Annotated in this window: 16 protein-coding genes; 10 read left to right on the plus strand and 6 right to left on the minus strand. The window is 70.4% G+C overall.

Features of this window, described 5'->3' with window-relative positions; translation table 11 throughout:
* From QAR72_RS09020 to QAR72_RS09030, 3 genes are all read right to left on the minus strand, one after another.
* Positions 1–641, minus strand: a 641-nt coding sequence (locus QAR72_RS09020) for an MvdC/MvdD family ATP grasp protein (RefSeq protein ID WP_304617042.1), incomplete at its 3' end; no start/stop codon positions are given.
* A gap of 87 nt (positions 642–728) precedes the next feature.
* Positions 729–2,504, minus strand: a complete 1,776-nt coding sequence (locus QAR72_RS09025) for a S8 family peptidase (RefSeq protein WP_304617043.1) — start codon at positions 2,502–2,504, stop codon at positions 729–731.
* 123 nt (positions 2,505–2,627) lie between these two features.
* On the minus strand, positions 2,628–4,124 hold the full coding sequence (locus tag QAR72_RS09030) for an SARP family transcriptional regulator (protein WP_304617044.1): 1,497 nt from the start codon (positions 4,122–4,124) through the stop codon (positions 2,628–2,630).
* 135 nt (positions 4,125–4,259) lie between these two features.
* Between QAR72_RS09030 and QAR72_RS09035 the strand changes: the two genes are divergently transcribed.
* The 3 genes from QAR72_RS09035 to QAR72_RS09045 are packed head-to-tail and all read left to right on the plus strand — an operon-like array spanning position 4,260 to position 7,170.
* A complete protein-coding gene (locus tag QAR72_RS09035; RefSeq protein ID WP_304617045.1) occupies positions 4,260–5,315 on the plus strand; it encodes a phosphatase PAP2 family protein in 1,056 nt (351 codons plus the stop codon).
* Positions 5,306–5,485, plus strand: coding sequence for a hypothetical protein (locus QAR72_RS09040; protein ID WP_304617046.1), 180 nt, complete (start codon positions 5,306–5,308; stop codon positions 5,483–5,485). The genes QAR72_RS09035 and QAR72_RS09040 overlap by 10 nt, the downstream gene beginning before the upstream one ends.
* Positions 5,482–7,170, plus strand: coding sequence for a S8 family serine peptidase (locus tag QAR72_RS09045; RefSeq protein ID WP_304617047.1), 1,689 nt, complete (start codon positions 5,482–5,484; stop codon positions 7,168–7,170). The genes QAR72_RS09040 and QAR72_RS09045 overlap by 4 nt, the downstream gene beginning before the upstream one ends.
* On the opposite strand, the gene QAR72_RS09050 is transcribed toward QAR72_RS09045, so the two are convergent.
* Both QAR72_RS09050 and QAR72_RS09055 read right to left on the minus strand, forming a co-directional pair.
* On the minus strand, positions 7,171–7,989 hold the full coding sequence (locus tag QAR72_RS09050) for a sugar phosphate isomerase/epimerase family protein (protein WP_304617048.1): 819 nt from the start codon (positions 7,987–7,989) through the stop codon (positions 7,171–7,173).
* A gap of 159 nt (positions 7,990–8,148) precedes the next feature.
* Positions 8,149–9,534 (minus strand): ferredoxin reductase family protein, encoded by a 1,386-nt coding sequence (locus tag QAR72_RS09055; RefSeq protein ID WP_304617049.1) that lies wholly within the window; start codon positions 9,532–9,534, stop codon positions 8,149–8,151.
* A 171-nt stretch (positions 9,535–9,705) separates the two neighbouring features.
* Here QAR72_RS09055 and QAR72_RS09060 point away from each other — a divergent pair, with 171 nt between their 5' ends.
* Positions 9,706–10,437 (plus strand): cytochrome c oxidase assembly protein, encoded by a 732-nt coding sequence (locus QAR72_RS09060; RefSeq protein WP_304617050.1) that lies wholly within the window; start codon positions 9,706–9,708, stop codon positions 10,435–10,437.
* Positions 10,404–10,958, plus strand: coding sequence for a CopD family protein (locus tag QAR72_RS09065; protein ID WP_304617051.1), 555 nt, complete (start codon positions 10,404–10,406; stop codon positions 10,956–10,958). Before QAR72_RS09060 ends, QAR72_RS09065 begins: the two co-directional genes overlap by 34 nt.
* A gap of 8 nt (positions 10,959–10,966) precedes the next feature.
* Here QAR72_RS09065 and QAR72_RS09070 read toward each other — a convergent pair whose 3' ends face one another.
* Complete coding sequence (locus QAR72_RS09070) at positions 10,967–11,497, minus strand: DUF2231 domain-containing protein (protein WP_304617052.1); 531 nt, start codon at positions 11,495–11,497, stop codon at positions 10,967–10,969.
* On the opposite strand from QAR72_RS09070, the gene QAR72_RS09075 reads away from it, so the two are divergent.
* From QAR72_RS09075 to QAR72_RS09095, 5 genes are all read left to right on the plus strand, one after another.
* On the plus strand, positions 11,438–12,229 hold the full coding sequence (locus QAR72_RS09075; RefSeq protein ID WP_304617053.1) for a cytochrome c oxidase subunit II: 792 nt from the start codon (positions 11,438–11,440) through the stop codon (positions 12,227–12,229). The two genes, QAR72_RS09070 and QAR72_RS09075, sit on opposite strands and share 60 nt — an antisense overlap.
* Positions 12,226–14,787, plus strand: a complete 2,562-nt coding sequence (gene ctaD, locus QAR72_RS09080; protein ID WP_304617054.1) for a cytochrome c oxidase subunit I — start codon at positions 12,226–12,228, stop codon at positions 14,785–14,787. The genes QAR72_RS09075 and ctaD overlap by 4 nt, the downstream gene beginning before the upstream one ends.
* The gene (locus QAR72_RS09085; RefSeq protein ID WP_304617055.1) at positions 14,784–15,098 is read left to right on the plus strand and encodes a hypothetical protein; all 315 of its coding nucleotides are present in this window, start codon (positions 14,784–14,786) and stop codon (positions 15,096–15,098) included. The genes ctaD and QAR72_RS09085 overlap by 4 nt, the downstream gene beginning before the upstream one ends.
* 63 nt (positions 15,099–15,161) lie before the next feature.
* Positions 15,162–16,319, plus strand: a complete 1,158-nt coding sequence (locus QAR72_RS09090; protein ID WP_304617056.1) for an RsmB/NOP family class I SAM-dependent RNA methyltransferase — start codon at positions 15,162–15,164, stop codon at positions 16,317–16,319.
* A gap of 80 nt (positions 16,320–16,399) precedes the next feature.
* Positions 16,400–18,505: a hybrid sensor histidine kinase/response regulator gene (locus tag QAR72_RS09095; protein ID WP_304617057.1), complete on the plus strand. Its 2,106-nt coding sequence runs from the start codon at positions 16,400–16,402 to the stop codon at positions 18,503–18,505.
* The last annotated feature ends 11 nt before the right edge of the window (positions 18,506–18,516 follow it).

An 18,516-nucleotide genomic window follows, 5' to 3' on the forward strand; every position in this document is an offset into this window, starting at 1 on the left:
GCAAAGATCTTGCGGCCCACGACCGTCACGCGCAGGTCGCGCCCCTCGATCCGGCGTTGCAGGATCGCGGGGGCGTGGCGCAGCTGACCCAATTGCGCCAGTTCGGCGTCGCCGATGCGCCGCGTCTCGCGCCAGTAGCGCAGGCTGCCGGCGAAGGGCTTGCAGATGACGTCGCCATGCTGCGCGAGAAAGGCGCGGGCGCTTTCGGCGCAGGTGGTGATCAGCGTCTCGGGCGGGTCCAGGCCCAGCTGGCCCGCCAGCCGCAACTGCCAGCTCTTGCGGCTGGCGGCCTCGTCCTCGACGGGCGGGTTGATCCAGGCGGACGGCATGGCGAGCCACAGCCCCGCCAGCGCCTCGGCGCATTCGGCGGCGGCGAAGTCCTGCGCCTGAAGGCCGGGCTCAAATTCCAGCGGCTGCGGACGACGCCACCAGGCTGCGCCGACCCGGTCGAGGTCGATCAGCCGCCCCTCGTCGTCGCTGAAGCCAAGCTGGCTGCCGGTCGGCTCGTAGCGCAGCACCAGCCGCGCGGCGCGGGGAAAGCGGGCAAGGTTCAGGATCTGGCTCTCGGCGCCAAGCCGATCCAGATGGTCGATGACGGTGCGGGCGTGAACGTCTTCGGGATGCGAGATGATCAGTATCATGGGGAACTCCGGGGAATGGGGTGATGGAAGGTCGGGCCGGCCCCCGCATCGGGGCGGCAGAGGGCAGGGGCCGGCCCGCGCGACGGATCAGACCTGACCCGTCGCGGCCTGGTACTGAGCGACCATCGACTCGAGAACGGCATGCAACTCGTTGATCTGACGGGTCAGCTCGGCCAGGGTTTCGTCAGGGGCGCCCAGCATCTGCTGGAAGTCCTGCCATTCGGGCGCCTGATGGGGCGTGGACAGAACGAAGGGCCGCCCCGGATCGGGAAGGTCGATCCGCTCCGCGATGACGGTGCCGCCGCGATCCAGCAGGGGCGAGGTGCGCGGCTGGTCCAGCACCACGGGCGTGCCCGGCTGGTCCTGGACGGGCAGCGTGACGGGCCGGTCCAGGATGACCGGGGTCGACAGCTGGTCCTTGAGGATCGGCGTGCCGATCCGGTCGACGATGACCGGTGTGTCGTGGCGGTCCACCACGACCGGCGTGCCCAGGATGTCGCGCGTGGGCGTCGTGTCCACATGCGGCAGCTTCAGGATCCGCGTCAGCCGGTCATAGGCCCCCAGAGGCTGCACGATGCCGTGGCCGGAATGGATGTCGAACCCGGCGGGGCCGATATCCTTGCAGGTCGCGATCAGCGCGTTCTTCAGCATCTCGGTATTGGCCGCCGGCTTGACCTGTTTCAGCAGCGCGCAGATCCCCGCAAGGATCGGCGTCGCGGCCGAGGTGCCGCTGTCCGAATCGTGGTAGCCCGTGAAATGCGTGATGGCACAGAAATCGGGCTTGCGCGGCGACAGCGCCGCCGGGCCGCGGCTGGAATAGCCCACGAATTGTTCGCGCAGGTTGACCGCGCCCACGGTCATCACCGCCTCGTGGCCGTTCGCGCCCCAGATGCTGCGCCCGCTGCCCGTGTCGGGGCCGCAGCGCCCGTCGGGGCAGGTATCGCCGCAATTCCCGGCGGCGAACAGGACGATGATCCCGGCATTTACGGCTTCGACCACCTTGCGGGTGAAGGGGTGGTTGGGGTCGCGGGCATAGCTGGCATCCCAGCTTTCCTGGAAGATGCCCCAGGAATTGGTCAGGATCTGCGGCGTGCCGTGCATGCGGTAATGGTTCAGCGCCCAGTCAAAGGCCTGGAGCGCCCGCGAGATCGTGCCGGTCGAGCCGCCCGAACCCGCAATCCGCATGTCGAAGATCTGCGCCTCGGGGGCCATGCCCAGGACGTCGGTGGCGCACATGTTGCCATGCTCGCCCCAGGCGCTGGCCTCGGTGCCCCAGCTTGCGGCGGGCCAGCCGCCGATCACGCGGGGGATGCGGCGCGGGGTCTCGCCCGCCTTGACGGGGCGGCCCTGCGCGGTGATGCCGCCATCCAGCACCCCCACCACGATACCCGCGCCGCGATAGCCGCGCGACCACATCTGGTCGGCGCCCAGATAGCGCGCGACATCCGCGATCGTGCCGACCGGGGTGCGCGGGGTGCAGTCGCAGCTGCCGATGGGGCAGGCGCCCATCGCGGGGTTGTCGTCAAGATCCGGACCGGCATCGTTCGAATGGCCCGGATGGGCGAAGGGCGCGATGGGCGTGTCCTTCCAGACGCGCAGCACCTGCGGGTCGGCCTCGAGCGCGCGAAGCTGGTCCTCGCTTTCGACGGTGCCGCGCAGGATGTAGGTCTGGGGCAGGCCCGCCATCGCCTCGGCCTCGCCGCCCATGGCGACGGGGACGAATTCGGGGTCCAGCGTCAGCGCGCCGCCGGCCAGGGCGGGGACGCTGTTCATGCCCAGGATCGGCGACATGCCGGGATCGGCACGCATCTCCAGCAGGACGCTGATCGGAGCGGCTTCGGGTTTGGCTTTCTTGTCGGTCATTGCGGCTTCCTCCTCGGGATCGGGACGGGCGTTGTGCCGGTCCGCGATTCGGGATGTGCCAGCCGCGCGTGATCGCGCCGTGATCGGCGCGTGAAAGCCGCCGCCTTTTCGGGAATGCCGGGTCTAGAGCCCCGAGCGCGTCACCCCCAGCAGCCCGGCCCGGCGCAGCGTCGTCACCGGGTAATCGGGGCTGGCCATCAGGGGCAGGCTAAAATCAGGCTCGGCCCGCCGCAACGCCTCCAGCGCCGAGACCGCGCCCGCCTCGTCGCCGCGATGATGGCGCAGCGCGGCCAGCATCCGCAGGGCGGGTCGGCAATCGGGGGCATGGGCCAGGGCCGCGCTTGCGCTGTCCTCGGCCTCGGCCAGGCGGCCGGTGCGGATCTGCGCGACCGCAAGGCGCAGCCGCCAGCTGGCCGGGCCCAGAACCGCCAGCGGCCCGGTGCCCGCCCGCAACGCCGCCACCAGAGCCTCGCTGTCGCGGCCTGCATCGTTCAACGCCTGCGACAGCGCCAGTTGCGCCAGATCGTGACCCGGCGCCATCCGGCAGGCCAGGCGCGCCAGATCCAGCGCGCCCGAGACCTGTCCGCGCCAGCTGGCCATCAGCGCCGCGACCGACAGCACGACCGGATCGCAGGGCGCGGCCTCGCGGGCCTGACGGGCCAGGGCATCGGCCTCGTCCAGCAGGATGCGGGGATCGCCGCCCTGCCGCTCGATGATCAGCGTATAGCGCAGAAAGGCGCGCAGGGCCTGCGGCACCGGCCCCGGGCTTGCGGCCAGGCGCTGGTCGGCGGCCAGCAGACGTGCGCGCGAAAAGCTGAACAGATCGCCCAGAGGGTAAAGCCCGCCGGTCCTGCGCGTGATCTGCCCGGCGGTCTGGATCATGGTCAGCGCCATCGCCGCCGAGGCGCGGCGCAGATCGGGCAGGCCCGGGGCCAGCGGATAATGCTGCGCCCAAAGCTGCGCCCCGCTTTGAAGATCGCGCAGCACCATCATCACCACGACCCCGCCCCTTGGCTGCGCCATGCACAAGGCCTCGATCAGCAGGCCGGGGCCAGAGGGGCGCGTCAGCGATTGGCGCATCACCTGCGCGGGGATCAGCGCGGCGGCGCGCGCGGCGGCCTCGGACAAGGCGCAATCGGCCAGCATCCGCGCCTGCGGGCCGTCGCCCTGCGCGTCGGACAGGACCAGTTGGAGCCGCTCGTCCGGGGCGGGGCGATCCTCCAGCGCCAGACGCGTGTCGCGCAGCCAATCCTCGAATTCCGGATCGTCGATATCCAGACCCTCGGCGAATTCGCTGGGCTGGCCGGTCGGGCCGGTCACGGGCGCCAGATCGATCGTCACGCGCGCCGGGTCCAGCCCCGCCCAGCCGTCGCCGCCGATCAGCGCCGGGCCAAGCGCCTGCCGGCATTCGTGCAGCGCCTGACGCAAACTGGCCGAGCCCTGCGCGGGCGGGCTTTCGCTCCACAGTTTGTCCTGAAGCTGCGCGCGGCCCAACCGCAGGTCGGGCGCCATGGCCAGCAGCACCAGAAGGCCCCGCGCCTTGCGGCCGCGCGGGGTCAGGTCGCGGCCGTCCTCGTCACTCAGACGCACCTGTCCCATCAGCCGAAGCCGAAGGCGCATGGCTGAAACTCCGAACAAATTCCCGTGATATGTTACCATAGGTCAACCGAATCGGCGCCATCAATCGGCACGGCCCGAAAGGCGGCTGCACGATCCGAGACAAGGGGCACCTGCAGGTGCCGAAAGGGGGATGCGATGTCGCTTGCCAATGCGCATAACGCGCATAACGCCCATAATGCCCACAACGCGCACAATGCCCATAACGCCCATGCCGGGGGCGCGTCCGACGGGGGCGGGACGCTGGCGCAGGCGCTGATGGTCGCGCGCGACGCTATCGCGCCGATGGGGGCGGTCGCGGTTGCGGAACCCGGCCTGGCGCGGCAGACGCCGCTGACCCGCCTGCGCCGGATCGAGCCGCATTTCGCCATCGCCGCGCTGGTATCCGAACTGTCCGAGGGGCTTTCGGTGCAGGCCGGCCTGGACCGTTTCTCGATCACGGCAGGGGGCGGCACACTGGCGGGGATCGTGCGCCCCTCGGATGCGGATTTCATGGCCGAGGCGCAGCTTGTCGCGGGCTATGCCGAATTGCGCGCCGAGCGCATGCCCGAAATCCTGGCCCAGACCGGGACGATCCTGCCGTTCTTCGGCTCGATCCTGCCGCTGGCCTCGGGATGGACACCCTGCCTGATGCTGCTGGCCGGGGTGGTGCAGGATCTGGCGACGGCGATGGTTCAGCGCGCCAAGCTGGGATTCGGCGTGGCGCGCCCGCATGTGCTGTCGCCCGACATCCAGCCGGTGATCGCCTGTCCGGGGCATTCGGCCTTTCCCAGTGGCCATGCCGCGCAGGCCTTTGCGCTGGCCGGGATGCTGGCCGCCCTGTCGGGGGCCGGTGGCCCGGACCCGGCCAGCCCGCTGGACCGGATGGCCGCGCGGATCGCCGTGAACCGGACGGTCGCGGGCGTGCATTATCCGGTCGACAGCGCGGCGGGGGCGGTGCTGGGGCTGGCCGTCGCGGGCTGGCTGGTGGCGCGCGCGACGGGGGCCGAGGTGACGGGCCTGACGCTGGATGGCGGCGCATGGGGCGCCGACGCGCCGGGGGGCAGCCGTGACTTTCATCTGCCTGCCTTCTGTCGGGCCTGGCGGGACGCGACCTGCCTTGCCCCGACCGAGGCCTTTGCCGTGCCCGAGGCGCCTCTGCTGGCGGCCCTGTGGCAGGGGGCGGGGCAGGACTGGGGGCAACGATGGGGGTAGACCGCGCGCTCGACTGGCAGCCCGACCCGCCGGATCAGGCGATCCGCGACGATGAGGTCTGGCCCCTGCTGGAGGATCTTCTGGCCCGCGATCCCGCCATGGCCGAACGCCCGCACGAGGCGCAGCGCGCGGCCCTTGCGGCGCTGATCGAGGCGGCGTTCGGACGATGATCGCGCATGAGAGCCTTGACCTGTTCGATCCGGTGCTGGCGCATCTGCCACGGCTGGTGCCGTCCGATGTGATCCCGGCGCCCGACCTGCCGCCCGCCGCCGACGAGGCGTTTCTGCATCCCGACGCCCATCCCGCCGACCTGGATCGGGCGGTCATCGTCGCGGTGATCGACCATGCGATCCCCTTTGCCCATCCGCTGTTCCGCACGGAATCGGGCCGCAGCCGCATGGCCGCGATCTGGCTGATGGAGGCCCCGGCGACCGAGGCCCGCGCCGATCTGGCCTTTGGGCGCGAGTTGCGGGGCGGCGTCATCGACGCGCTGGCCGATCCCGGCGATCCGCTGGCGGCCTATCGCGCCGCCGGGCTGATGGCGCCGGGGCGCTGCATGGCGATGGCGGCCGCGTCCAGCCATGGCGCGGCGGTGGCGGCGCTGGCGGCGGGTCATGATCCGGACGATCCGGCGGGGCGCGACCATCCGGTTCTGGCGGTGTCGCTGCCCCGCGCGGCGCTGGCCGAGACCTCGGGCAGCGTGGCGGCCTTGTTCATCCAGGCCGCGGTGATCTTCGTGATCGCCCGCGCCCGTGCGCTTGCGCGCGAGATGTCCGCCCGGGCGGGGCGACGGGTGCGGCCCGCGGTCGTCCTGAACCTGTCGCTTGGCGTGACGGCCGGGGCGGATGATGGCAGCCTGCTGCTGACGCGGCTTCAGGACGCGATCGCGGACCGGACCGGCGACGATCTGGGGCTGGTCCATGTCGTCCTGCCGACCGGAAACAACCGGCAGGACCGTCTGCGCGGGCATCTGATGTCGGGGCAGGGCGTCGGCTGGCAGATCCCGCCGGGCGATCCCACGCCCAATGCCGTCGAGATCTGGGCGGCCCCCGGCGAGGCCGCGCCGGTCCTGCGCGTGACCGCGCCCTCGGGCGCGACGGGCGAGGTGGGGCTGACGGCCACCGGTTCGGGCTGGCTCTGCGACGGGCAGGGCAGGCGGCTGGTGAGGGCGGTCCTTCAGCGGCGGGGTGGCAGACGGGCCTGCCTGACGCTGATCCTGCCGCCGACGCTGCCTGCGGACGACATGGCAGAGGCCGACAGGGGGGCGGGCCTGCCGGGCCTGTGGCATCTGCATCTGGTCGCGGCCGGCCCTTCAGGCTGCACGCTGGCGATCCGTCGCGACGACCGGCTGCCCGGCTTTCGCGCGCAGGGGCGGCAGTCGCGGCTGGTCGATCCCGCCCATGCGCTGCGCGACGATGACGGCGGCTGGCCGGGCGCCGATCCCGACCCCGCGCCCGGGCCGATCCGCCGCAACGGCTCGGCCAGCGCCTATGCGCGCGGGCGCCGCCAGATCCGCGTCGGAGCCACGACGATCCGACCCGAGGCGCGGCTCAGCCCCTATTGCGGGCTGCTGCCGGACGGACGCGCGGGCGACGTGACCGCGCCCGCCGATCGCAGCGCGGCGAGGCAGGGCATGGTCCTGCCCGGCATCGCGCCAGCCGCCTGGCAACGGCTGAGCGGCACCAGCCTTTCGGCCCCCCAGATCACGCGCTGGCTGGCCCGCGCCCTGTCCCGAGGCGCCGACATCCCCGACCGCGACGCCCTGCGCCGGGCGCTGGCCGCCGGACAAGCGGCGGCGGCCGTGCCGGATGCGGGCCTGCCCGATCTGCCCTGGCGGGACGGCCTGTCGGATTGATCAGCGCGCAAGGCCAAGCGCGTTCAGCCGCGCCACCGTCTGCGGCAGGCGGGGCAGGTCGGCATTCACCTCGAGGATCAGGCGCGGCGTGTCGGGCAGGGCGGCCAGCGCATCGAAGACCGGCCGCCACGGGATGCGCCCGTCGCCCGGATGCCAGTGCCGGTCGGCATAGCCATCCGCGTCCTGCAGATGCACATGGCCCAGCCGTCCCCGCGCGGCGGCGATGTAATCCACAACCGGCGGCGCGCCATAGCGGCCATGCGCCAGCTCGGCATGGCCCGTATCCAGCGAGACGGCCAGCAGCGGATGGTCGATCGCCGCGACCAGATCGACGCGGATGCCGGGATCGGCATCGTCGATGTTCTCCAGCACGATCTGGCAGCCGCCCTCGGCCGCGCGGGCCAGGACGGGGGCCAGACAATCCTCCGCCGCCTCGAAGATCGCGGGCCTGATCGAGGGGTAATTCTCGCGGTTCAGATGCTGCCAATAGGTAAAGGGGCTGTGCACGACCATCTGGTCGGCGCGCAGGGCCAGCGCGATCTCGACCCCTTCCAGCAGACGCTTCTGCACGACGGCGCGGATCTCGGCATCAGGGTTGCCGATATCCAGACCCAGGAACGGCCCGTGGATGCCCACCGGCCCGGTCAGGTCGTCGCGCAGCGCGGCCCAGGCGGCGATCAGGTCGTCGCACACGCCGCGGATCGCGTCCAGCGCGCAGAAATCCTGGATCTCGACCGCGCGGCCCGGTCCGCAGATCCAGTCGCGCAGGTCGTCGAAATCGGGATAGGTCAGGGCAACGCCAAGCAGGGGCAGGCTCATTTGGGGCTCCGATGGCCTTTTCGCTGGCTGATTGATCCGCCAGCGCGGCGACGGATGCAAGCCTTGCTAGCTGACCAGCAGGGCCAACCCGATGGCATAGCCAAGCGTCACGAGCGCGAGGATCAGGGCCAGGATGCGGGCAAGAAGCGGGCGCATGGGTCAGACCATCTCGAAGATTTCGCTGTGGATGCGGTGGGCGGGCACGCCGCGTCCGCGCAGCGCCTTGCGCAGCGCCGCCAGCATCGGGGCGGGCCCGCACATCATGTGCGGCCAATCGCGGCTGTCGGGCGGCAGAACGCGCTGGATCAGATCGGCGTCGATCCGGCCCTCGGCGATGTGCTGGCCCTCGGGGCGCGGATCGGGCGCGGTTTCCAGCACATGGGTCACGCGCAGGTCGATGTCGCGCGCGATGCGGGCCAGCTCGTCGCGAAAGGCCGCGCCGTCCCAGTCGGCATTGGCGTAAAGCAGATGGACCGGGCGCGGATCGCGGCGTTCCTGCAGCGCGTGCAGGTTCGCGATGATCGGCGTGATGCCCACCCCGCCCGCGATCATCACGAAGCCCGGCGCATCGGCCTCTCGGTCGATGGTGAAGACGCCGTAAGGGCCGTCGATCCAGGCGGTGCTGCCGACGCGGGCCTCGGACAGGCGGCGGCTGTCGTCGCCCAGGGCCTTGATGGCAAAGCTGATCTCGTGGCCCTTGTCGGGGGCGGTGGCGATTGTGAAAGGGTGTTCGCGCAGCGAATAGGGCGAATTGCCGATGGCGAGCCATGCGAACTGGCCGGGACGCCAGTCGCGCAGGGGGCGGCCTTCGGGGCGCAGGCGCAGCAGGCGGATGCCGTCACCCTCGTCCCGGATCTCGATCACGCGCCACGGGTTGCGCGATTGCCACCACGGCCGGATCAGCCGCGTGTAGAGGATCAGCCCCAGCCAGGCCAGCGTCACCGCCAGCCACAGTCCGCGCGTGCCGTCCTCGGCGGTGAAGTAGCCCGCGCCCAGCACGTGCCAGACGGCTGCCCCGAACCCGATCAGCGCCAGCGCCACATGCAGCCTGCGCCACCACAGGTAATCCAGCCCCAGCCGCTTGCGGAATTCGGAACTGACGATCAGCACCACGAAGGCCGCCAGCCCGACCCGGCCCGCCGTCATGTGCGGCTGCGCCTGAAGCGGGCTGAGGCTGCCCAGATCGTCCTGATGCCAGACATAGAGCATCCCGAAATGGCCCAGCATGAAGGCCAGGGCCGCCCAGCTGAGAAAGCGGTGGAAGACGGGCACGATGTCCGCGCCGAAGGGGCGCAGCAGCGGCTTCAGCCGGCCGGTCAGCGCGAATTGCAGCCCCGCCAGCGCCAGCCCGCCGAAGCCGAGCGCATAGGCCAGATTGCGCGTCAGGGCACCGCCGCGCGGTGGGTCTCCGGCAAGGATGACCAGGAAGGGCAGCGCCAGCAGCAGTGCCGCCGCCAGAACCCAGCCCGTCGCCTCGGCCAGGACGATGGCGGGGCGGTCCGCAGGCCGGACATGGTGATGCGGCGGGGCAGGGCGGGGGCTCATGGCAGGCCAACGTCAGGCGCGCGCGACGGTTCCGGCGTTCCGGCCGGGAACCGACCCGCCCGGGCGCGGTTGTCACGGTGGACAGGAGCGCCCGGCCGCGTGCGCGACCGGCGGGCGCAGGCGGTCGCGGCACCCGCGGCAGATCGGGCCACAGCAGAACGAGGCACCATGATGAGCGACAGGCTTGACCCCTATTGCGGACCGGCCCCGGCTCCGGGCGCGCTGTGGCAAAGCTGGAACCTCGACCCGCCGCTGCTGGCGGGACTGGCCGTCTTATCGGGCCTGATCCTGTGGCGCGCGGGGCGGGCGCAGCGGGTTCCGGGCCTGATCGCGGTGGCGGCTCTGGTCGTGGCCTTCGTCTCGCCGCTCTGCGCGATGACGGTGGCGCTGTTCTCGGTTCGCTCGGCCCATCACCTGCTGCTGATCACGCTGGCCGCGCCCGCGCTTGCGGTGGCCTGGCCCATCCTTGCACGCCGCCTGCCCGCGGGTCTGTCTCTGGCGGTGCTGTCGGGCGTGATGGTCGCCTGGCATGTTCCCGCGATCTACGAGGCGATCTGGCGGTCGGACGGGCTTTACTGGCTGATGCAGGCGGCGATGATCCTGCCGGCCTGGGCCTTCTGGTCGGCGGTGCTGGCGCCAGGACCTGCCGGGGACGAGGCGCTGCGCCGCGCCGTCCTGATCGGCGGGCTGGCCGGGGTCATGGGCTTTCTGGGGGCGATCCTGACCTTCGCGCCCGCCATCCTGTATTTCCCGCATGTCGAGGGCGCGGTGGCCTGGGGGATCGACCCGCTGGTCGATCAGCAGCTTGCCGGTCTGGTCATGTGGGTGCCGGGCTTCCTGCCGGTCGCGGCCATCGCGGCGGGGATGCTGTGGCAGGGCTGGCGCCGGAGTTTCGCCGCATGATCGTCGCGGGGCTGAAATTTCTGCACATCGCCGCGATGGTCGCCTGGTGCGCGGCGATGATCGCGCTGCCGCTGATGCTGTATCTCTACGGCGCGATCTGGCAGCGGCAGACCGGCTCGGAACAGACGCAGGCGCGCTATGCCGAGTTCAGGCTGATCACCCATTACGGCTATGTCGGCTTTGCCACCCCGGCGGCGATCATCGCCATCGCGGCGGGGACGGGGCTGATCTTTGCCGATCAGGTCTTTGATCTGTGGTTCATCGCCAAGCTGGCCCTGGTCGCGGGGATGAGCCTGGTCCATGCCTGGATCGGCCATCTGATCCTGTCCTCGGCCGAGAAGCGCGGCCTGCACCACCTGCCTTCGCCCGTCTGGGCGCTGGTCTTGGGGATACCGCTGATGGTCGGGGTGTTGTGGCTGGTCCTGGCCAAGCCCGATCTGGCCTGGACCACCGATCTCATGCCCGAATTCATGCTGGCCCCGCGCGGTCAGGCAGATGGTCAGGCGGGGGGCCAGTCATGAGGGGGCGCCTAGTCCTCGTTGCCCCGGCCCCCGCGCTGCGTGCCGATCTGGTAGTCGAAGACCAGCTTTCCGCCATGCCAGCCGGTGATCCCCGTCATCAGCCCCGTCAGCGCCGACAGCAGGAAGCCGAAGGGCAAGACGGCGCCTTCGGGATCGGGCAGACGGAAGCCCCAGTTCAGACCCAAGAGCGACAGCAGCATCACCGCGAGTATGAAATGAGTCCAGCTAGCCGACCGGATGCGGATGCCCGGCACCATCAGAAGTTCGATCGTGCCGGTCACGCCAGCCGCGACGCCCAGCCCGAAGGCCGCCCCCGAGGCCCACAGCGCGACGCGCGGCCAGAAATCATCGCCCGTCCACCAATAGAGCGCGTCCGCCCCCAGGGTCGAGAAGGCCAGCGCGATGGGAAAGGCCACCATCATCGCGTGAAGCGGATGGCCGGACAGGGCGATCTTGGTCTCGGTGTCGTCAAAGGCGACATGTTCCTCGATCGGGTCGGCAAGGCGGCGGCGCTGTTTCCAGCTTCGTTTCTGGCGCATCGGCGGTCTCTCCTGTTCGGACGGCGATCATGGGGGAACAAGGCGGCTGCCGCGCTGGCGGTTCCGCTGCTGGCAGGCTGCGACGGTCCGCTCAGCACGCTCGAACCCTCGGGTCCGGCGGCGCGGGACGCGGCGATCCTGTGGTGGGCCATGCTGGCGGGGTCGACGCTGATCACGCTGCTGGTCGGCGTGATGCTGATCCTCGCGGTCCGCAACAAGGGCGGGCGGGCCTCGGAACGGCACTGGATCTGGGGCTGGGGCCTGGGCTTCACGCTGAGCGTCCTGACCGTGCTGGTCGGCTTTTCGCTGTGGCTGGGCGAGCGCATGCTGGCGCGCGCCGATGACGCGCTGGAAGTCTCGGCCCATGCCGCGCAATGGGAATGGCAGTTCACGCAGCCCGGCCCCGGCGGCGTGCCGGTCGTCACGCGGAACACGCTGTTCGTGCCTGCCGGGGCCAGCTTCGATGTGGTCATCACCTCGGCCGATGTGATCCACAGCTTCTGGGTGCCGCAGCTCGGCGGCAAGATGGATGCCGTTCCGGGCCATGCGAACCGCCATCGCCTGCGCGCCGACGCGCCCGGCATCTACGAGGGGCTCTGCGCCGAATTCTGCGGCTTCGGACACAATTTCATGCGCTTCACCGTCGTCGCCTACGACCCCGCCCTGCCCATGCCCGACATGTCCGAGGCGATGGCGGCTTTCGCAGACAATCAGGCAGGGATCCTTCCATGACGTTCACGCCACCCGCCGATCCCCGCGCCATCGCGCCGTCCGAACCGATGGTCGACAGCCTCGACATCGCCGCGAACCCGCCCCGCCGCGCGCTGCGGCTGCACCGCGAACTGGACGATGTCTGGCGCGACGAGCCGGGCTGGAAGGGGTTCTTCACCTCGGTCAACCATGGCACGATCGGGCTGCGCTTCATGGTGACGGCCTTCGTCTTCTTCGCCATCGGAGGCGTGCTGGCCATGCTGATCCGCGCCCAGCTTGCCACGCGGCAGGGCGCCTTCCTGGATCTGGACCTCTACAACCAGATCTTCACCATGCATGGCACGATCATGATGTTCCTGTTCGCCATCCCCATGCTGGAGGGGCTGGCGCTGTGGCTTCTGCCCAAGATCCTGGGCGCGCGGGACATGGCCTTTCCGCGCCTCAGCGCGCTTGGCTACTGGTGCTATTTCTTCGGCGGCAGCGTGATCGTGCTGTCGCTGGTCTTCGGGGTCGCGCCCGATGACGGCTGGTTCATGTATACACCCCTGTCGGACCGCACCCACAGCCCCGGCGTGAACGCGGATGTCTGGCTTCTGGGCGTCACCTTCGTCGAGATCAGCGCCATGGCCGCCGCGGTCGAGATTACCGTGACCATCCTGCGCTGCCGCGCGGGGGGCATGCCGCTGACGAAGATGCCGCTCATGGGTTGGTATCTGCTGGGCACGGCGGTGATGATGCTGGTGGGCTTTCCGCCGCTGATCCTCGGTTCGATCCTGCTCGAGGTGCAGCGCGCCTTCGACTGGCCATTCTTCGAGGTCGCCCGCGGCGGCGACCCGCTGCTCTGGGCGCATCTGTTCTGGCTGTTCGGTCATCCCGAGGTCTACATCATCTTCCTGCCCGCCGCAGGGGCCCTGTCCACGATCATCCCGATCCTGTCGCGGACCACGATCCTGGGCTATGGCGCCATCGTGGCGGCGGTGGCCGGGTTGGTCTTTCTGTCCTTCGGGCTCTGGGTGCACCACATGTTCACCGTGGGCATTCCGCATATGGCGCTGGCCTTCTTCTCGGCGGCCTCTGCGCTGGTGGCGGTGCCGACGGCGATCCAGATCTTCGCCTGGATCGGCACGATGTGGATGGGGCAGGTGCAGTTCCGGCTGCCCATGCTCTATATCATGGGGTTCTTCGCGACCTTCGTGATGGGCGGGCTGACCGGCGTGATGCTGGCCATGGTGCCCTTCAACTGGCAGGCGCATGACACGCATTTCGTGGTCGCCCATCTGCATTATGTCCTGATCGGAGGCTTCGTCTTTCCGATGCTGGCCGCAGTGAGCTACTGGATGCCGCTGATCTGCGGGCGCTGGCGCGTGAGGGGCCTGGGCGAGGCTGCGTTCTGGCTGATCCTGATCGGATTTCATGGAACCTTTTTCCTGATGCATCTGACCGGCCTTCTGGGGATGCCGCGCCGCATCGCGGTCTATCCCGACAATCCGGAATGGGAATGGCTGAACCTGATCTCGTCGATCTTCGGGATGATCACGGCGGCGGGCTTTGCGCTCTTTGCCTTTGACGTGGCGATGCAATGGCTGTTCGGACGGCGCAGCTGGCGCAATCCCTGGCGTGCGCCGACGCTGGACTGGGCGATGCCGTTGCCGGCGCCGTCCTACAACTTCGCCTCGCTGCCCGGTCCGCGCCATGGGGACGCGAATGCGCTTTTGCCTCTGGCGCGCGGCGAGGGGCTGCTGCCCGGCGCCCCGCGCGGCTGGCGCGAGACATTGGTGGTCGAGCCGGGCAGCGGCAGGCCCGACCATGTGGCGGTGCTGGCCCACAGCACCTCGTTGCCCCTGCTGACCTCTGCCGCGATCGGCAGCTTCTTTGCGGCGATGCTCTCGGGGTTCTACTGGCTGGCACCCGTCGGCATCCTGCTGACGATCTGGGCGGCGTGGAAATGGGGCGACATCATGGGCACGGATCGCGACCATCCGCCCGCGCGCGTCGCGCCCGATCTGGACCTGCCGCTGCATTTTCAGCGCCGCAACACGCTAGCGCGCACCGGCACGCTGGCGCTGCTGCTGGCGGACGGGACGCTCTACGCCTCGCTGATGTTCGGGGTGGGCTTCCTGACCGTGGTGGCACCGAACTGGCCTGCGCCGGTCAGCGGCATCGCCACGCTGCAGAATGTGATCGCCGCGCTGGTGGCGCTTGCGGCGATGGCGCTGGGCCTCGTCGCCTCGTTCCGGGCCGAGACCGCCCGGACCACACCGATTGGCGGCACCTGGGCGCTGGTCGGGCTTGGCTCGGGCGGACTGGCGCTGGCCGCGCTGGCTGTGCTGGCCTACGGGCTTGACGATCCGACACGCCATGCCCGCGACGCGCTGCGCGGGGTGGTGCTGGGCTTTGCGGTCTTTCACGGCGTCGTGGCTTCGCTTCTGGCGCTGCGCAGCCTTGCCGATCACCGTCAGGGCCGCGTCAGCGCCACACGCGTCGGGGCCTCACCGATCTGGCAGTTGTTCCAGATGTTCTGGCTGGGCACGTCGGCCGTGTCTCTCGTGCTGATCGTCGCGCAGGAGGTGCTGTCATGAGCTGGCTCTGGCGGGCTCTGGTCGGGCCGGTCCTCTGGGGGGTGCTGTTCTCGGTCGTCTACGGGCTGCACGGGGCGGGCTGCAATCTGGGCTGGACGCGCGTGCCGGTCCTGTTCACCGACTGGCACCACATGGCGATGTGGCTGGCCTGGGGCGTGGGGCTGGCGCTGCATGTGGTTGTGCTGCGCGTGGTGCCGCGAGGCATACCGCCGGGACGGTCGCGCTGGCTGATCGTGGCGGGGGCATGGATCGGGCTGGTCTCCAGCCTGTTCACGCTGTTTCCGGTCATTGCGACCTCGACCTGCCTGTAGCATTCTGCGCCTTCGCAACGGGTTGGAAGGCCGCCGAATGAGACATCGTGACTGGGGGCGCTGGTGACGCCCGGCGCCCGGATCGCCGCCGCCATCGAGGTGCTGGACCGCATCCTTGACGGAGACCCGGCCGAGGCCGCGCTGCTGCGCTGGTCGCGCGCCTCGCGTTTTGCGGGCTCGGGTGATCGGGCGGCAGTGCGCGATCTGGTCTTTGGCGCGCTGCGGCAGCGCAACACGCTGGCAGCCTTGGGCGGGGGGCTGACGGGGCGTGGCCTGATGATCGGCCTTGCCCGCGCCGAGGGCCGCGATCCGCAGGCGCTGTTCACAGGCACCGGCCACGCCCCCGCGCCCCTGACCGAGGCCGAAGCCGCCCATGCCGCCACGCCCCCCGGCCCGCTGGCCGATCTGCCCGAGTGGCTGCACCCGGCCTGGCGTGCCTCGCTCGGCGACCGGGCCGAGGCGGTTGCGGCAACGATGGGGCAGCGCGCGCCGGTCTGGTTGCGCGCCAACCTGGCGCGCGGCCCGCGCGAAGCCGCTGCCGCCGCCTTGGCCACGGACGGCGTGCTGACCGAGCCGGGCGCGGGCGCCTCGGCTTTGCGCGTGACCGAGGGCGAGAGGCGCGTGGCCGCCAGCAGCGCCTATCGCGACGGGCTGGTCGAGTTGCAGGACCTGTCGCCACAACTGGCCTGCGAGGCGCTTCCGCTGGCCCCGGGGATGCGCGTTCTGGATTACTGCGCGGGCGGGGGCGGCAAGGTGCTGGCGCTGGCCGCGCGGCAACCCGGCGCGACCTTCTTCGCCCATGACGCCGCCCCGCAGCGGCTCAAGGATCTGCCCGCTCGTGCGGCGCGGGCGGGGGCGCGCGTGTCGGTTCTGCCGCGGGTCACGGGGCGTTTCGATCTGGTCGTGGCGGATGTGCCCTGTTCGGGCAGCGGCACGTGGCGGCGCAGCCCGGATGCGCGCTGGCGCACGACGCCGCAGGATCTGGACCGGCTGCTTGTGACGCAGGCGCAAATCCTGCGCGACGTGGCCCGGATGGTCGCGCAGGGCGGGCATCTGGCCTATATGACCTGCTCGCTGCTGGATGATGAAAATGACAGCCAGATCAGCCGCTTCCTGTCGGAAAATCCAGAATTCGACGTGGCGACACAGCGCCTCTGGACCCCGCTCGAGGCCGGCGACGGCTTCTTCCTTTCGCTGCTGCTGCGGCAGGGGGATGGATGAGGCGGAAAGCCGCCCTTAACGCTCTCTTAAGGGCTGATCGGTTAAGCCGGTCGGAACGAGGGGCCAGAAGGGCGATTCGCATGGCATATTGGGACGAACGTGTTGGACTGCCGCGGGGCGCGGTGTCGGCGGTGCCGCTGCTGGTCCTGCCGATGGTGCTGGGCTCGGCGGCGCTTCTGGTGATGCCGGGGGCGCTGGCGGGGCGGGTGGCGGTGATCGTGGCGACGATCGCGGTTGCCTGGTATCTTCTGGGCGGGGCGGTTTCGCTTGCGCATATCCTGCGCGATCAGCGGGCGCGGCGCGCCCTCTCCGCAATCAGGGGAGAGGTCGCGGCCGCACCGGAACCGGTCTGGGTCTGCGATGCGGAGGGGCGTATCCTGTTTCAGAACAATGCCGCGCGCGACATGTTCGACGGCAATGCCGTGTCGGTCCTTGACGTCCTGTCGCGGCTGCGCGCGGATGCGGTCTCCGAGATGGCGCAGCTTTCCGCCCGGGCGATGCGCCTCGGCTCGGCCGAGATCGAGCTTGGCAATGGCGATGCACTCTCGCTCAGCGGCTCGCCCGATGCGCCCCTGCAGATCTGGGCCTATCACGCCGCCGGCGCCGCGCCCGACCAGTTCGAGATCGCGGCCGCGCTGGATCAGGACGACAGCGCCCAGGACATCGAGACCCTGCCCGTCGCGATGCTGCGCGTGGCCGCCGACGGTCGTGTGCGACAGGCCAACCGCGCGGCACGCCGGCTGCTGGAGCGCGACGGGTTTGCCCCGAACGGTCAGGCGCTGAACCTCGCGACCCTGTTCGAGGGGCCGGGCCGCCCCCTGATCCAGTGGCTGACAGAAGCCGGCGCCGGAAGCCTTGCCAATCCGACCGAGATCCTGCGCCTGCGCGGCCAGGGGCGCGGCGGTCAGGACCGGCATTTCCAGGTCGCCCTGGCCCCCGATCCGGCGGAACGCGGCGGGCTGGTGGCGGTGCTGACCGATATCAGCGCCATGAAGACGCTCGAGGCGCAATTCGTCCAGAGCCAGAAGATGCAGGCCATCGGCCAGCTTGCGGGCGGCGTCGCGCATGATTTCAACAACCTGCTGACCGCGATCCGCGGCCATTGCGACCTCTTGATGCTGCGCCGCGACAAGGGCGACCCCGATTACTCGGATCTGGACCAGATCAGCCAGAACACCAACCGCGCCGCGGCGCTGGTCGGACAGCTTCTGGCCTTTTCGCGCAAGCAGACCCTGCGGATGGAGACGCTGGACCTGCGCGACACGGTCGCGGACCTGACCCATCTTCTGAACCGGCTGGTGGGCGAGCGGATCACGCTTGGCGTCAGCCACGATCCGGCGCTGCGTCCCATCCGGGCCGACAAGCGCCAGCTTGAGCAGGTCATCATGAACCTTGTGGTGAATGCCCGCGACGCCATGCCCTCGGGCGGCGAGATCACCATCCGGACCGAGAACGCCCTGCTGGACCAGGCGCTGCAGCGCGACCGGGTCTCGCTGCCTGCCGGCGATTACGTGCGGGTCACGGTCAGCGACCGGGGCTGCGGGATCGCGCCCGAGCATCTGGCCAAGATCTTCGAGCCGTTCTTCACCACCAAGCGCACCGGCGAGGGGACGGGGCTGGGGCTGTCGACCGCCTACGGCATCGTCAAGCAGACGGGCGGCTACATCTTCTGCGACAGCCAGCCGGGTGTCGGAACAAGCTTCACGATCTATCTACCCGCGCTGCAGCACCAGGCCGCGCCTGCCCCCGCCGCCCGGACGGAAACCCGCAGCCTGATCGCCCCGCGGCTTGAGCGCCAGCGTCAGCCGCGCCTTCTGCTGGTCGAGGACGAGGCTCCGGTGCGCGCCTTCGCGGCCCGCGCGCTGAAGCTCAAGGGCTATGAGGTGATCGAGGCCGACAGCGCCGAGGCCGCGCTGACGATCCTGGCCGATCCGGCCCTGCGCGTTGATCTGTTCCTGACCGATGTGGTGATGCCGGGCATGGACGGGCCCAGCTGGGTCGCCCGGGCCCGCAAGACCCGGCCGGATGCCGCCGTCATCTTCATGTCGGGCTACACCGAGGACATCTTTGCCGAAGGACACGAGCCTACGGCGAATTCCGCGTTCCTGCCCAAGCCCTTCACGCTGACCGAACTGATCGGCGCCGTCGAGGAGAGGCTGCGCGTCTCGCCCCCCGCGCTTCACTAGGCGGGGGCCGG

It is taken from the genome of Paracoccus sp. (in: a-proteobacteria), from assembly GCF_030604785.1.
In the GTDB taxonomy this organism is placed as follows: domain Bacteria; phylum Pseudomonadota; class Alphaproteobacteria; order Rhodobacterales; family Rhodobacteraceae; genus Paracoccus.

Coding starts and splice junctions, on each gene's coding strand:
- QAR72_RS09025 (WP_304617043.1), bottom strand. CDS start 2,504: ATGACCGACAAGAAAGCCAAACCCGAAGCCGCTCCGATCAGCGTCCTG.
- QAR72_RS09030 (WP_304617044.1), bottom strand. CDS start 4,124: ATGCGCCTTCGGCTTCGGCTGATGGGACAGGTGCGTCTGAGTGACGAG.
- QAR72_RS09035 (WP_304617045.1), top strand. CDS start 4,260: ATGTCGCTTGCCAATGCGCATAACGCGCATAACGCCCATAATGCCCAC.
- QAR72_RS09040 (WP_304617046.1), top strand. CDS start 5,306: ATGGGGGTAGACCGCGCGCTCGACTGGCAGCCCGACCCGCCGGATCAG.
- QAR72_RS09045 (WP_304617047.1), top strand. CDS start 5,482: ATGATCGCGCATGAGAGCCTTGACCTGTTCGATCCGGTGCTGGCGCAT.
- QAR72_RS09050 (WP_304617048.1), bottom strand. CDS start 7,989: ATGAGCCTGCCCCTGCTTGGCGTTGCCCTGACCTATCCCGATTTCGAC.
- QAR72_RS09055 (WP_304617049.1), bottom strand. CDS start 9,534: ATGAGCCCCCGCCCTGCCCCGCCGCATCACCATGTCCGGCCTGCGGAC.
- QAR72_RS09060 (WP_304617050.1), top strand. CDS start 9,706: ATGAGCGACAGGCTTGACCCCTATTGCGGACCGGCCCCGGCTCCGGGC.
- QAR72_RS09075 (WP_304617053.1), top strand. CDS start 11,438: ATGTTCCTCGATCGGGTCGGCAAGGCGGCGGCGCTGTTTCCAGCTTCG.
- QAR72_RS09070 (WP_304617052.1), bottom strand. CDS start 11,497: ATGCGCCAGAAACGAAGCTGGAAACAGCGCCGCCGCCTTGCCGACCCG.
- ctaD (WP_304617054.1), top strand. CDS start 12,226: ATGACGTTCACGCCACCCGCCGATCCCCGCGCCATCGCGCCGTCCGAA.
- QAR72_RS09085 (WP_304617055.1), top strand. CDS start 14,784: ATGAGCTGGCTCTGGCGGGCTCTGGTCGGGCCGGTCCTCTGGGGGGTG.
- QAR72_RS09095 (WP_304617057.1), top strand. CDS start 16,400: ATGGCATATTGGGACGAACGTGTTGGACTGCCGCGGGGCGCGGTGTCG.